The 13094-nt window shown below is 61.5% G+C and carries 12 protein-coding genes; 9 read left to right on the top strand and 3 right to left on the bottom strand.

Translation table 11 applies throughout. The annotated features are described in order from the left end of the window. Positions 1-70: 70 nt before the first annotated feature. On the bottom strand, positions 71-1435 hold the full coding sequence (locus tag N5D61_RS08885) for a formimidoylglutamate deiminase (RefSeq protein ID WP_279892143.1): 1365 nt from the start codon (positions 1433-1435) through the stop codon (positions 71-73). A 193-nt stretch (positions 1436-1628) separates the two neighbouring features. Between N5D61_RS08885 and hutC the strand changes: the two genes are divergently transcribed. The 4 genes from hutC to N5D61_RS08865 all read left to right on the top strand — a co-directional run bounded on the left by hutC (position 1629) and on the right by N5D61_RS08865 (position 5242). Next, a complete protein-coding gene (gene hutC, locus N5D61_RS08880) occupies positions 1629-2339 on the top strand; it encodes a histidine utilization repressor (protein WP_177411041.1) in 711 nt (236 codons plus the stop codon). After that, entirely contained in the window at positions 2336-2929 is a 594-nt protein-coding gene (locus N5D61_RS08875) for a HutD family protein (RefSeq protein WP_108237454.1), read from the top strand. The genes hutC and N5D61_RS08875 overlap by 4 nt, the downstream gene beginning before the upstream one ends. 167 nt (positions 2930-3096) lie before the next feature. Further along, positions 3097-4275: a Na+/H+ antiporter NhaA gene (nhaA, locus tag N5D61_RS08870; RefSeq protein WP_108237455.1), complete on the top strand. Its 1179-nt coding sequence runs from the start codon at positions 3097-3099 to the stop codon at positions 4273-4275. A 229-nt stretch (positions 4276-4504) separates the two neighbouring features. Next, entirely contained in the window at positions 4505-5242 is a 738-nt protein-coding gene (locus N5D61_RS08865) for an anti-sigma factor (RefSeq protein ID WP_108237456.1), read from the top strand. Between the two features lie 78 nt (positions 5243-5320). Here the strand turns inward: N5D61_RS08865 and N5D61_RS08860 are convergent, their stop codons facing one another. Together N5D61_RS08860 and N5D61_RS08855 are read right to left on the bottom strand one after the other, a co-directional pair. After that, positions 5321-5962 carry a DUF1109 domain-containing protein gene (locus N5D61_RS08860; protein WP_108237457.1) on the bottom strand — a complete coding sequence of 214 codons (642 nt, stop codon included), beginning with the start codon at positions 5960-5962 and terminating at the stop codon, positions 5321-5323. Further along, positions 5959-6531 carry a sigma-70 family RNA polymerase sigma factor gene (locus N5D61_RS08855; RefSeq protein WP_108237458.1) on the bottom strand — a complete coding sequence of 191 codons (573 nt, stop codon included), beginning with the start codon at positions 6529-6531 and terminating at the stop codon, positions 5959-5961. Before N5D61_RS08855 ends, N5D61_RS08860 begins: the two co-directional genes overlap by 4 nt. Before the next feature lie 412 nt (positions 6532-6943). On the opposite strand from N5D61_RS08855, the gene hutU reads away from it, so the two are divergent. From hutU to N5D61_RS08830, 5 genes are all read left to right on the top strand, one after another. Next, a complete protein-coding gene (gene hutU / locus N5D61_RS08850; RefSeq protein WP_279892141.1) occupies positions 6944-8641 on the top strand; it encodes a urocanate hydratase in 1698 nt (565 codons plus the stop codon). Positions 8642-8806: 165 nt separating this feature from the next. Continuing rightward, complete coding sequence (locus tag N5D61_RS08845) at positions 8807-10270, top strand: cytosine permease (protein WP_279892139.1); 1464 nt, start codon at positions 8807-8809, stop codon at positions 10268-10270. Continuing rightward, the gene (locus N5D61_RS08840; RefSeq protein ID WP_279892137.1) at positions 10267-11232 is read left to right on the top strand and encodes an ABC transporter substrate-binding protein; all 966 of its coding nucleotides are present in this window, start codon (positions 10267-10269) and stop codon (positions 11230-11232) included. Before N5D61_RS08845 ends, N5D61_RS08840 begins: the two co-directional genes overlap by 4 nt. A gap of 173 nt (positions 11233-11405) precedes the next feature. After that, positions 11406-12257, top strand: coding sequence for a proline/glycine betaine ABC transporter permease (locus tag N5D61_RS08835; RefSeq protein WP_108237462.1), 852 nt, complete (start codon positions 11406-11408; stop codon positions 12255-12257). After that, positions 12254-13084 carry a glycine betaine/L-proline ABC transporter ATP-binding protein gene (locus tag N5D61_RS08830; protein ID WP_108237463.1) on the top strand — a complete coding sequence of 277 codons (831 nt, stop codon included), beginning with the start codon at positions 12254-12256 and terminating at the stop codon, positions 13082-13084. Before N5D61_RS08835 ends, N5D61_RS08830 begins: the two co-directional genes overlap by 4 nt. The last annotated feature ends 10 nt before the right edge of the window (positions 13085-13094 follow it).

Below are 13094 nucleotides of genomic sequence, written 5' to 3'. Positions count from 1 at the left end.
GGGATGGCCGCCCAGACGGACGGCCAAATCAATCGCATTCGAGGTGCAGGAGCGACGGTCGGTCTGGCCGTCAGCCCAGCAGTTCGCGCAGTACGTTCGCAAATGCTCGACCGCTGTCCTCTTCGTCAGCGTGGCGCCCGTCGCGGATGACCCAGCGACCGTTGACCATGACGTGACGCACCTGACGATCGCCACCGGCAAACAGCCAACGATTGAGAATCGCATCCCCCGTGGCGGTCGCCAGATAGGGGTCGTTGCCGTCGAGCACCAACCAGTCGGCGCGCTTGCCCGCTTCCAGGGCGCCCACCGGCTGCCCCATCGCCTGAGCTCCGCCTGCCAGCGCGGCGTCATACAAGGTCCGACCGACCCCAGGTTGATCGGGGCGATACAGCCGGTTACGGCGTTGATCCCGCAGACGCTGGCCATATTCCAGCCAGCGCAGCTCTTCGACCACACTGAGTGACACGTGGCTGTCCGAGCCGATCCCCCAACGCCCACCCTGGGCGATGTAATCAACCGCAGGAAAGATCCCATCGCCCAGGTTGGCCTCGGTGGTCAGGCACAGACCGGCCACCGCGCCGCTTTTGGCCATATGTGAGACCTCATCCGGCTCGGCGTGGGTCGCGTGTACCAGGCACCAGCGCTCATCGACTTCGATATTGTCGTAAAGCCATTGCAGCGGACGACGCCCGCTCCAGGCCAGACAGTCGTCGACCTCTTTCTGCTGTTCGGCGATATGGATATGAATGGGGCAAGGCGAGCCATTGGCCGCCAATACCTGCTCGATCTGCCCTGGCGTGACGGCGCGCAGCGAATGAAAACACAGGCCCAACGCCTGCGCCGGTTGGGCACCGATAATCGGTTGCAGGCGCGCGTGCAAATCCAGATAACTGTCCGTGGTGTGAATGAACCGACGCTGGCCCTCGTTGGGCGCCGAGCCGCCGAACCCGGCGTGTGAGTAGAGCACTGGAAGCAATGTCATGCCGATGCCCACCGAGCGCGCCGCCTGACTCACCTGCAACGCCAGCTCCGCCGGATTGGCGTAGGGCTTGCCCGCCGCATCCTGGTGCACGTAATGAAACTCGGCGACCGAGGTGAAGCCCCCCTTGAGCATTTCGATGTACAACTGACGGGCAATAACGCCCAACTGTTCGGGATTGATCTGCCCGACCAGGCGGTACATCAAGTCACGCCACGTCCAGAAACTGTCGTTGGGATTGCCTGCCACCTCTGCCAGGCCGGCCATCGCGCGCTGAAACGCGTGAGAGTGCAAGTTCGGCATGCCCGGCACCACCGGACCGCCGATCGACTCGGCGCCCTGACGGTCAGCATCAGCCTGCACACGGGTGATAACCCCTTCGGCACTGACCTCCAGACGCACGTTATCGGCCCAGCCAGCCGGTAATAACGCTCGTTCGGCAAAGAAAACGGACATCGTTTCGCACCCCCTGCGTGAAATTGTCTATACATATACAGACGTTTGCCTGCCCGGTAAACTGCGGCAAGCTTGTCGGCACTCGCGTTAATGGTTAGCGTGGGCGCCATTTACGGCTTGTTCACCCACCGCTCGTCATCACAAGGATTTCTCCGTGCCGACTCCGCCTGCCAATTCTTCGCTGGCCGCCCAGATGGGTGACAGTCCGGCGCCGCTTTACGCCCGGGTCAAGCAGATGATCACCCAGCAGATCCAGAATGGGACCTGGCCCCCGCACCACCGCGTACCCTCGGAGAGCGAGCTGGTGACGCAACTGGGCTTCAGCCGCATGACCATCAACCGCGCCTTGCGCGAGATGACGGCCGAAGGCTTGTTGGTGCGCATGCAGGGTGTCGGAACCTTCGTGGCCGAACCCAAGACTCAGTCTGCGCTGTTCGAGGTGCACAACATCGCTGATGAAATCGCCTCTCGCGGCCATACGCATACCTGCCAGGTGATTATCCTCTGCGAAGAAGCCGCAGGTTCAGAGCGAGCCCTTGCCTTGGAGATGCGCGAAGGTCAACGCGTCTTCCACTCCTTGATCGTCCACTTCGAGAACGGCATTCCCGTGCAAATCGAAGACCGCTTCGTCAACGCAGCGGTGGCCCCCGACTACCTCCAACAAGACTTCACCAAGCAGACACCCTACGCTTACCTGAATCAGGTGGCACCGCTGACCGAAGGCGAGCACGTGGTCGAAGCCATTCTCGCCGACCCGGATGAATGCAAGCTGCTGCAAATCGAAAAAGGCGAGCCGTGCCTCCTGATCCGTCGCCGCACTTGGTCAGGCCGTCAGCCGGTTACCGCCGCGCGGCTGATCCACCCCGGCTCACGCCATAGCCTGGAAGGACGTTTCAGCAAATGACGCAATTGACTGTTTTGCGCGCCGCCACTTACCCGCGCATGCCCTGGAAAAACGGCGGCGGCAGTACCGAGGAAATCACCCGCGACGCAGGCGAAGGTCTGGACGGCTTCGGCTGGCGCCTGTCGATCGCCGACATCGGTGAGTCAGGCGGATTTTCAGTGTTTGCAGGGTACCTGCGCATCATTACGGTGCTGCAAGGCGCGGGCATGACGCTCAACATCGATGGGCAGGACAGCGAGCCATTGCTGCCGTCCGATCCGTTCGCTTTCCGGGGCGACAGTCAGGTGTCCTGCACCCTGCTGGATGGGCCGATTCGCGACTTCAACCTGATCTACTCGCCGCAGCGCTTCCGCGCTCGCCTGCAATGGATCGACGTGCTGCAACCCCAGCGGTTTTTCAGCTCGGCCCATGTATTTCTTGTCTTCAGCGCTGCCGAACAGATGGCCGCGAATGTCGGCGAACACCCGCCGCAGTTGCTGGAGCGCCACGATTGCCTGCAATTGGACAACGCCGAGGGCTCGCTGCTGGAAGTGGTGTTGTATGCGCCCCGGGCAAGCCGCGTTTGCGTGATCGAGCTGACCGCGATCTAATCGCGGCTTCCCGCAGCGCGTAGCTGCTTGATCCGGTCGCGCTCTGCCGTGAAGCGGCACACCGGATCCGGCGTTGGAGCGTTTGCGGGTGGCACCCGGCAGGTGGGGTGCCATGACCTTCAACACGGGCACTCCGGGTAGGTTCTGAATTCAACACAAGGACGCGCATGACCACGCTCAAACACAACACAGAAACCCCTCGCGCCGTCGCGATTCTGGCCCGCTTTCTAGCCTCGGAGTCTGCCGGTGGTATCGTGCTGATGGGCGCGGCATTGGCCGCGATCATCGTCGCCAACTCCCCCATGGCCTCGTTGTATTTCGCCGCGCTACACAGCGTTTGGGGCGGATTGTCCGTGGAGTTGTGGGTCAATGATGGCCTGATGGCGATCTTCTTTCTGATGGTCGGGCTGGAAATCAAACGAGAAGTACTGGCAGGCGGCCTGGCCAGTTGGGGCCAGCGTGCCTTGCCCGGTTTCGCTGCGGCCGGCGGCATGCTGGTGCCCGCGTTGATTTACGTGGGCATCAACACAGGCAACGCCGAAACACTCAGCGGTTGGGCGATCCCGGCGGCGACCGACATCGCCTTCGCGCTGGGGGTGCTGTCGCTGTTGGGCAAGCGCGTTCCGACCTCACTGAAAGTCTTTCTCGCGGCATTGGCGATCCTCGATGACTTGGGTGCCGTGACCATCATCGCGCTGTTTTACAGCTCTGGCCTGAACCTGCCCATGCTCGGCGCCTCGTTCGCGACACTGGCGGTGCTGGTGATCATGAACCGCGCGGGGATACAGCGCCTGCTACCGTATCTGCTGCTGGGCCTGCTGCTGTGGTTCTTCGTGCTGCAATCCGGCGTGCATGCCACGCTGGCAGGCGTGGCCCTTGCGCTGTGCATCCCCTTGGGCACCCGACAGGAAGAAGCGCGGTCCCCCCTGTTATTTCTGGAAGAGAAGCTGCATTACTGGGTCGCCTTCGGCGTCGTACCCGTGTTCGGGTTCGCCAACGCGGGCGTATCGCTTTCAGGCATCACGTGGGGCAACCTCGTGGACCCGGTTCCGCTGGGTGTCGCGCTGGGACTGTTCGTGGGCAAGCAGGTTGGGGTATTCATCGCCGCGGCGCTGGCGATTCGCGCGGGTCTTGCGACGCTACCGGAAGGCAGCAACTGGACGCAGATGTATGGCGTGGCGCTGTTGTGCGGGATAGGTTTCACGATGAGCCTGTTCATCGGCAACTTGGCGTTTCCGGGCGCTGCGCACTTGATCGATGAAGTGAAAGTGGGCGTGCTAATGGGATCGATCGCCTCGGCAATCGCGGGTGTGCTGTTGTTACGAAGCCCACTGGCGAAACGCTGATCCCCCTTGGCGCATTACGGGACTACGTGCCTATTTCCTGCCCGTCTGGTGGTTTGACGACGACCACCGTGACGGCCATTCGAAAAAGCCCTCCCGTGCGTCGTAACAATGTGTTTCTAGAGTGGCGCGGCGGTTATTCTGGATACCATCGCACACACCTCTGGTGCGCCGTCGGCGCGGTGAGCGCCCGTATCAAGCGCGGCAATGCCACGCGGCGGGAGTGTTTTGGATGAGTGAAAAACAAGACAAGATCCCTGATCTCGACGTGCAGACCCTGGCGGGCGAGTACGTGCTGGGCACCTTGACGTCCGACCAGCGGGCCGAGGTCCAGGAACGGCTGGTCCATGACCCTGCCCTGCGCAAGGCCATCGACGGCTGGCGCTCGCGGCTGCTGATGCTTACGGAAATGGCCGAACCTCCCAGTCCTTCGTCGCGCCTCTGGAATCGCATCGAACGAAACATCAACGGACTTAGGCCAACCCCACAGACCCGCAGAGCCCAGCGCAAGAAACGCCGCCTGGCTTGGTGGGATAACGCGGGGCTTTGGCGCGGCCTGGCCGGGCTGGGATTGGCCGCGTCGGTGATCCTCACCACACAATTGCTCGGGCACGTTCCCACACCGCCTGCACCTGCGTTTCTGGCGGTGCTTTCGACGCCTGGAGACCACCTACCCGGGTGGGTGATTCAAGCCAGCAACTTGCGCGGTATCCAATTGGTGCCGGTGGACCAGACTCAAGTCCCCATCGGCAAGGTGCTGCAGCTCTGGACCCAGGCCGATGACTGGCAGGGCCCGATCTCCCTTGGGCTGGTCTCGCCGGGACAAACGTTAAAGGTGCCAACAGACCGTCTGCCGCCGTTGCAGCCGAATCAGATGTTCGAGCTGTCGCTTGAGAAGGCCGGCGGCTCCCCGACCAACAAACCCAGCGGGCCGATCCAGTTTATCGGGCGAACGGTGAAGGCCGGGTAAACGGAGCGAATCACGCGCCGCACCCGTGGCAATGATGCAGGCTTCCAAAGCAAGTTTCCCAAGGGAGCGCGGTAGCATTTACCAACGCAAGACTCGGGGCCCGAGCAGCCCGCCTAACACGCTCGACAACAACAACCCCAACAAATACCAGACACCCCAGAAAGGGATCTCCATTTCCGGGCAATGCAGGCAGTACGCGATCGTCGCCAGCGAGCCTGCGAGCAGTCCGCCGCAAGCGCCGGCCAGGCCCAGCCGCGTGGGTGCCATGCCACGCAATGCCCAGAAGATCGCGGCGAAGCCGGGTACTGACAAAAGCACGATGTTGAACGCACAGACCTTCCACGTTTTGCCGAACACCAGGCTCAGGCGCGCATCGGGTGCCGCCTGTGCCAGTGCGAACAGTGCCCCTGCCCATACGGCCAGCACCCCAGCCATCACCAGCCAACGTCCTGCTCCGCACGTCATGCCTGGCCGCGCCAGACGCGTGATCATCCAAAGCGCTCCCACGCCCAGGCACAGGGGGAAGGCCACCTTGCCCCAAAACAGAGGCGTATGAGCCACCGCTACCAGATCCGGCCGAATGCCGAATATCAGCAGCATCATTACTGTCGACCCCGACAACGCCAGTATCACCGCCAGACCGAAACGCCTGAACAGCAGTCCCCTCTCGACGGGCGTGACACCGCCTGCCAGCAGGGAAATCAGTTCCTCGGTTTTCATCGTGCACCCCGTATGCGTGCCGCCAACGCCTTGAGGCCGCGATGCACGCCAATCTTGACCGCAGACTCGGACAGCCCGGTCAGTTTCGCCGCCTCTGTCACCGACAAGCCCTCCAGTTTCACATGCATGATCGGCAAACGCTGACGATCAGGCAGGCCACTCAATAAGCGACTCAAGTCGCGCCGCGCCTGTGCAGGCTCGAGTTCGGGCTCGGCAAACAATTCAGCCGTGTCATCCAGCGAATCGTTGAACACATCCCCCCGCGAACGCCCCCGGTAGAAGTCGGTGAGCTTGTAGCGGGCAATCGCGAATACCCATGCGGTCAGCGGCTGATCCTCTCGATAGGTGTGCCGAGCATTGTGAATGGCGAGCAACACTTCCTGAAGCACATCTTCGACATCACCCGGCTGACGTGATAGGCGCACCCGCAAGAAACCGCGCAGGTGATGGCTCAGGTCGGTGAGAAATGCCCGATAGGCACGCTCATCCCCATCCTGACCCGCCAGAAACAGCGCCTGCAGGCGTATTTCCCGATTGCGCAATGCGCCTTGATCAATAGTTCGGTCCATCGCTCGCCCTGGTTACACCGACCGGAAAGTTCCTGTGGAACGACGCGAGCAGTAGACCCCTTAGGACGCGCGTAAACAATTCAACATTCTGTTACCGATTGCACCGTCCTGGAGCAGGCGCACCTCAAAGTAACAATTTCCGAGTGGCTGTAACGCCCAACCCGGTAGCGGACTAACCTTTGATTTTCCTGGGAGGCCCTTCACCTCAGGCGCTCAACGAAAATTCAGGCTCATCAGCAGACTTGGCCCTTCAGTTGCATATGCTTGTATGTACAAGTAAATATGAGTATGGAAGCGTGCAGTCTGAGCACCGCCTGCCGCGGCGCCTGATTCGCCAGACCCTATTCCGCCTGTTCGACGCAGGCACCGTCAGCCCAGTGACTGGGCCGGATTGATCATCGAGGATTGTGACGTGACGACTGACAACAAAGCCCCAGCCCAGCAATGGACCAAACGCCGCAACGTGGAAATCCGCGCTGCCCGTGGCACTGAACTGACCGCCAAGAGCTGGTTGACCGAAGCGCCGCTGCGGATGTTGATGAACAACCTGGACCCTGAAGTCGCCGAGAACCCGAACGAATTGGTGGTCTACGGAGGCATCGGCCGCGCGGCGCGCAACTGGGAATGCTACGACAAAATCGTCGAAAGCCTGCGCAACCTGAACGAGGACGAAACCCTGCTGGTTCAATCGGGCAAGCCGGTCGGCGTGTTCAAGACTCACAGCAACGCGCCTCGCGTCCTGATCGCCAACTCCAACCTGGTGCCCCACTGGGCGAACTGGGAGCACTTCAACGAACTGGACGCCAAGGGCCTGGCCATGTATGGCCAGATGACCGCGGGCAGTTGGATCTACATCGGCAGCCAAGGCATCGTGCAAGGCACTTACGAAACCTTCGTTGAAGCCGGTCGTCAACACTACGACGGCAACCTCAAAGGCCGTTGGGTCCTGACCGCAGGGCTCGGTGGCATGGGTGGGGCACAGCCGCTGGCAGCGACGCTTGCTGGCGCCTGCTCGCTGAACATCGAATGTCAGCAGAGCCGCATCGATTTCCGTTTGAAAACGCGCTACGTCGACGAACAGGCGTCCGATCTCGACGACGCACTCGCCCGTATCGCCAAGTACACCGCCGAGGGCAAGGCCATTTCCATCGCCTTGTGCAGCAACGCGGCAGAGGTGCTGCCGGAACTGGTTCGTCGCGGCGTGCGCCCCGACATGGTCACCGACCAGACCAGCGCCCACGACCCGCTCAACGGCTACCTGCCCAAAGGCTGGACCTGGGAGCAATACCGCGACCGTGCCGCCACCGAACCGGCTGCGGTGGTCAAAGCGGCGAAACAATCGATGGCCGAACACGTGGAGGCCATGCTGGCGTTCCAGAAACAAGGCATTCCGACTTTTGACTACGGCAACAATATTCGTCAGATGGCCAAGGACGAAGGCGTGAGCAACGCCTTCGACTTCCCAGGCTTCGTACCGGCCTACATCCGTCCACTGTTCTGCCGCGGCATCGGCCCGTTCCGCTGGGCAGCGCTGTCGGGCAACCCGGAAGACATTTACAAGACCGACGCCAAGGTCAAAGAGCTGATTCCCGACGACGCGCACCTGCACAACTGGCTGGACATGGCCCGCGAGCGCATCAGCTTTCAGGGGCTGCCCGCCCGTATTTGCTGGGTCGGCCTGGGCCAGCGCGCCAAGCTGGGCCTGGCCTTCAACGAAATGGTTCGTCGCGGCGAGCTGACGGCGCCGGTCGTGATCGGTCGCGATCACTTGGACTCCGGCTCGGTTTCCAGCCCCAACCGCGAAACCGAATCGATGCAGGACGGGTCCGACGCTGTGTCGGATTGGCCGTTGCTCAACGCACTGCTCAACACCGCGAGCGGCGCAACCTGGGTTTCGCTGCACCATGGCGGCGGTGTCGGCATGGGCTTCTCGCAACACTCGGGCATGGTGATCGTCTGTGACGGCACCGATGAAGCGGCCGCGCGCATCGCCCGCGTGCTGCACAACGACCCGGCCACCGGCGTGATGCGTCATGCAGATGCCGGTTACCAAATCGCCATCGACTGCGCCAGAGAGCAAGGCCTGAACCTGCCGATGATCAACAAGTAAAACGCAAGTCCTGAGCATGGCGCTCGCTCTCGTTGGAGCGCGCTTGCCCGCGAATACGTCGGCACATCCACTGAAGGGGTGACTGACACAACGCTATCGCGGGCAAGCGCGCGCCTACAGCTCGCCGCTGCGTGATCCAACACTTGCTTTTGGGGAATGTTCGAGATGGCTGTTCCAGATGATCGTGCTGCAAACGTTTCAGTGATCGAAAAGCGTTCGATCGACTACATTCCTGACGCGGAAAGACAGGGTCGTCTCTTCAGTCAATTCACCTTGTGGCTGGGCGCGAACCTGCAGATCACCGCCATTGTCACGGGCGCGCTGGCAGTGGTGCTGGGCGGTGATGTGTTCTGGTCGCTGATCGGCCTGTTCGTCGGCCAAGTGCTGGGCGGTGCAGTCATGGCGCTGCACGCGGCCCAAGGGCCGAAACTGGGGCTGCCGCAGATGATCTCCAGCCGGGTGCAATTCGGTGTCTACGGGGCGGTGATTCCATTGGTGCTGGTTTGCCTGATGTACATCGGCTTCTCGGCGAGCGGCTCGTTGCTGGCGGGGCAAGCCGTTGCTCAATTGATTCAGGTGCCTGACTGGCAGGGTGTGCTGTTGTTCGCCGCCGCTATCATCGTCCTGACCCTCTTCGGTTACCGCGTCATCCACATGATTGGCCGTGCGGCCAGCATTATCGGCGTGGTGGCCTTCGTCTATCTGTTCGGGGCGCTGCTGGCAGGCAATGACCTCGGCGCGCTGCTGGGCAACAAGCATTTTTCGCTGAGCAGTTTTCTGCTGGCCATCTCGCTGTCGGCATCGTGGCAGATCGCATTCGGTCCTTACGTCGCCGATTATTCGCGCTATCTGCCGCGCAGCACCTCTGCGCGCAAGACCTTCTGGGCCGTGGGGCTGGGTGCGGTGATCGGCGCGCAGGTCTCGATGGTGTTCGGTGTGTTCGCCGCGGCACTGGCGGGGAAGAATTTCGCGCACCACGAGGTGCAGTTCATTGTCAGCCTGGGTGGCACAGGTGCAGTGGCCGCGGCGCTGTATTTCAGTATCGCCTTCGGCAAGGTCACGGTGACCACGCTCAACGCCTACGGCAGTTTCATGTCGATGGCCACCATCGTCAGCGGCTTCAAAGGCAACCGCCACCTCTCCAGCGCCGCGCGCCTGTCGTACATCGTTGCGATGGTCGGCCTCGCCACAGCGCTTGCCCTGGCGGGCAAGGATTCCTTCCTCAAGGACTTCTCGGCGTTCATCCTGTTCCTGCTGGCCTTCTTCACCCCTTGGAGCGCCATCAACCTCGTGGACTTCTACTGCATCACCCGGGAGCGCTACGACATTCCTGCGCTGTCCGACGCCAATGGCCGCTACGGGCGCTGGAACGCGGTCGGGATCACCGTTTATGTCATCGGTGTGCTGATCCAGATGCCGTTCATCTCCACCCACTTTTACACCGGCCCGCTGGTTGCCAGCCTGGACGACACCGATATCTCGTGGATCATCGGTCTGGTAGTGCCCGCCGCGCTGTATTACTGGGCGGCGAAAAAATGGCCTGGCCGGATTGCCGACCGCCTGATTTTGCCGACCGAACAATCCACTTTTGAAAATCGCCCTTTCAACACCAGGAGCATCACCCCATGAAGATGAAAAAAGCCCTGTTCCCGACACTGCTGACCGCAGGTCTGCTCGTCAGTGGTGCCAGCCATGCGGCGGGATGGTGTGAATCCGGCAAACCGGTGAAATTCGCCGGGCTGAACTGGGAAAGCGCCATGCTGCTGACGGACGTTCTGCAAGTGGTGCTGAACAAAGGGTATGGCTGCGAAGTGGACAGCCTGCCGGGCAACTCGATCACCATGGAGAATGCCCTGAGCACCAACGATATCCAGGTGTTCGCCGAAGAATGGGTCGGCCGCAGCGAGGTCTGGAACAAGGCCGAAGCGGCGGGCAAGGTGGTCGGCGTAGGCGCTCCGGTCAAAGGTGCAGTCGAGGGCTGGTACGTCCCGCGCTACGTCATTGAAGGTGATGCCAAGCGCAACCTGAAAGCCAAGGCCCCCGATCTGAAATCGATCGCTGACCTGGCCAAGTACCCGGCGCTGTTCAAGGATGCGGAAGAGCCCAGCAAAGGCCGCTTCTACAACTGCCCGGCCGGCTGGACCTGCGAATTGGAAAACAGCGAGATGCTGAAGAGCTACGGTCTGGAAGACAAATACACCAACTTCCGCCCTGGCACCGGGCCTGCGCTGGACGCGGCGATTCTGTCGAGCTACAAGCGCGGCGAACCGATCCTTGCGTATTACTGGTCGCCGACGCCGTTGATGGGCCAGGTCGACTTGGTCCGCCTGGAAGAGAAGGCGGGCGTGAACAAGACGATCGACATCAAGGTCGGCCTCTCGAAAGCCTTCCACGACCAGGCCCCCGAATTGGTGGCGGTGATGGAAAAGGTCAACATCCCGATCGACCTGCTGAACCAGAACCTTGGGCGCATGACCAAGGATCGCATCGAGTCGCCCAAACTGGCGAAGATCTTCCTCAAGGAACATCCTGAAGTCTGGCATCAATGGGTCAGCGAGGATGCGGCGAAGAAGGTAGAAGCTTCTCTCTGATTCGAAACCCGACCTGTAGGAGCGTGTTTGTCCCGCGATCTGTCGCAAAGCGGCAGCAAAATCAGGCCATGCGGTGCATCTGATACACCGTGATCGCAGGGTTCCCGGTCGATCGCGGGACAAGCCACGCGCCTACGGGGCCGGGTGAAAAATTCACAGACCGAGACACGATTATGTTCCCCGAAAGCTTTACCTTCTCCATCGCCGACTGGGTCAACGGCTGGGTCGACAAATTGGTCACCCAGTACGGCGATGTGTTCCGGCATATTTCGGACACGCTGCTGTGGGCCATCGTCAAGCTTGAGGCTTTGTTGCGCATGGCGCCCTGGTGGCTGTTGCTGGCCATTGTCGGCCTCATTGCCTGGCACGCCACGCGCAAGATCACCACCACAGCCGTGGTCGTCGGCCTGCTGTTCCTCGTCGGCGCGGTCGGGCTGTGGGACAAATTGATGCAGACGCTGGCCCTCATGCTGGTGGCCACCTTCATTTCCGTGCTGATCGGCGTGCCGCTCGGCATTCTCTCGGCGCGCAGCAATCGTCTGCGGTCGGTGCTCATGCCCCTGCTGGACATCATGCAGACGATGCCCAGCTTCGTGTACCTGATTCCGGTGCTGATGCTGTTCGGTCTGGGCAAGGTACCGGCGATTTTCGCGACGGTGATTTATGCAGCCCCTCCCCTGATTCGCCTGACCGATCTGGGTATTCGCCAAGTGGACGGCGAGGTCATGGAAGCGATCAACGCTTTCGGCGCCAATCGCTGGCAGCAACTGTTCGGCGTGCAACTGCCACTGGCCTTGCCGAGCATCATGGCAGGCATCAACCAGACCACCATGATGGCGCTGTCGATGGTGGTGATCGCGTCCATGATCGGCGCCCGTGGTCTGGGCGAGGACGTGCTGGTCGGCATTCAGACCCTCAACGTCGGCCGCGGACTGGAAGCGGGGCTGGCCATTGTCATCCTGGCGGTCGTGATCGACCGCATCACGCAGGCCTATGGCCGTCCACGGCATGAGGCAAGCAAATGATGAGCACCGAACCGAACAAAATCGTGGTCAAGAACGTCTTCAAGATCTTCGGCAACCGCGCCTCGGAAGCGCTGGAGATGGTTCGTCAGCAGCAGACCAAGGATCAGGTACTGGCGCGCACCGGTTGCGTGGTGGGCGTGAACGACCTGTCAATGTCCATCGGCAGCGGCGAGATCTTCGTCATCATGGGCCTGTCCGGCTCCGGTAAATCGACGCTGGTGCGCCACTTCAACCGACTGATCGACCCGACCAGCGGCGAGATTCTGGTGGATGGGGAAAACATCCTGACCTATGACATGGAAGCCCTGCGCAACTTCCGTCGACGCAAGATCAGCATGGTCTTCCAGAGCTTCGGCCTACTGCCTCACAAGACCGTCATCGACAATGTGGCCTACGGCCTAGCGGTTCGTGGCGAGAGCAAGGCACAGTGCGCCGAACGCGCGCAGCACTGGATCAACACCGTGGGCCTGCAAGGCTACGAGAAGAAATACCCCCACCAGCTTTCCGGAGGCATGCGCCAGCGCGTGGGCCTGGCCCGTGCCTTGGCTGCCGATACGGACATCATCCTGATGGACGAAGCCTTCAGCGCCCTGGACCCTCTGATCCGTGCAGAGATGCAAGACCAGTTGCTGGAGCTGCAAACCACCTTGCACAAGACCATCGTGTTCATCACCCACGACCTCGATGAAGCCGTGCGCATCGGTAACCGCATCGCCATTCTCAAGGATGGCCGGTTGATCCAGGTCGGCACCCCCAAAGAAATCCTCCACTCACCCGCCGACGAATACGTTGACCGTTTCGTCCAGCGTCGTGTGGCGACCATTTAAGGACGGCTGT

Origin of the sequence: Pseudomonas sp. GD03842, from assembly GCF_029841165.1 — a bacterium.
GTDB lineage: Bacteria > Pseudomonadota > Gammaproteobacteria > Pseudomonadales > Pseudomonadaceae > Aquipseudomonas.
The sequence above is the reverse complement of the archived record's forward strand: the minus strand, read 5'-3'. Positions and strand labels throughout refer to the sequence as shown.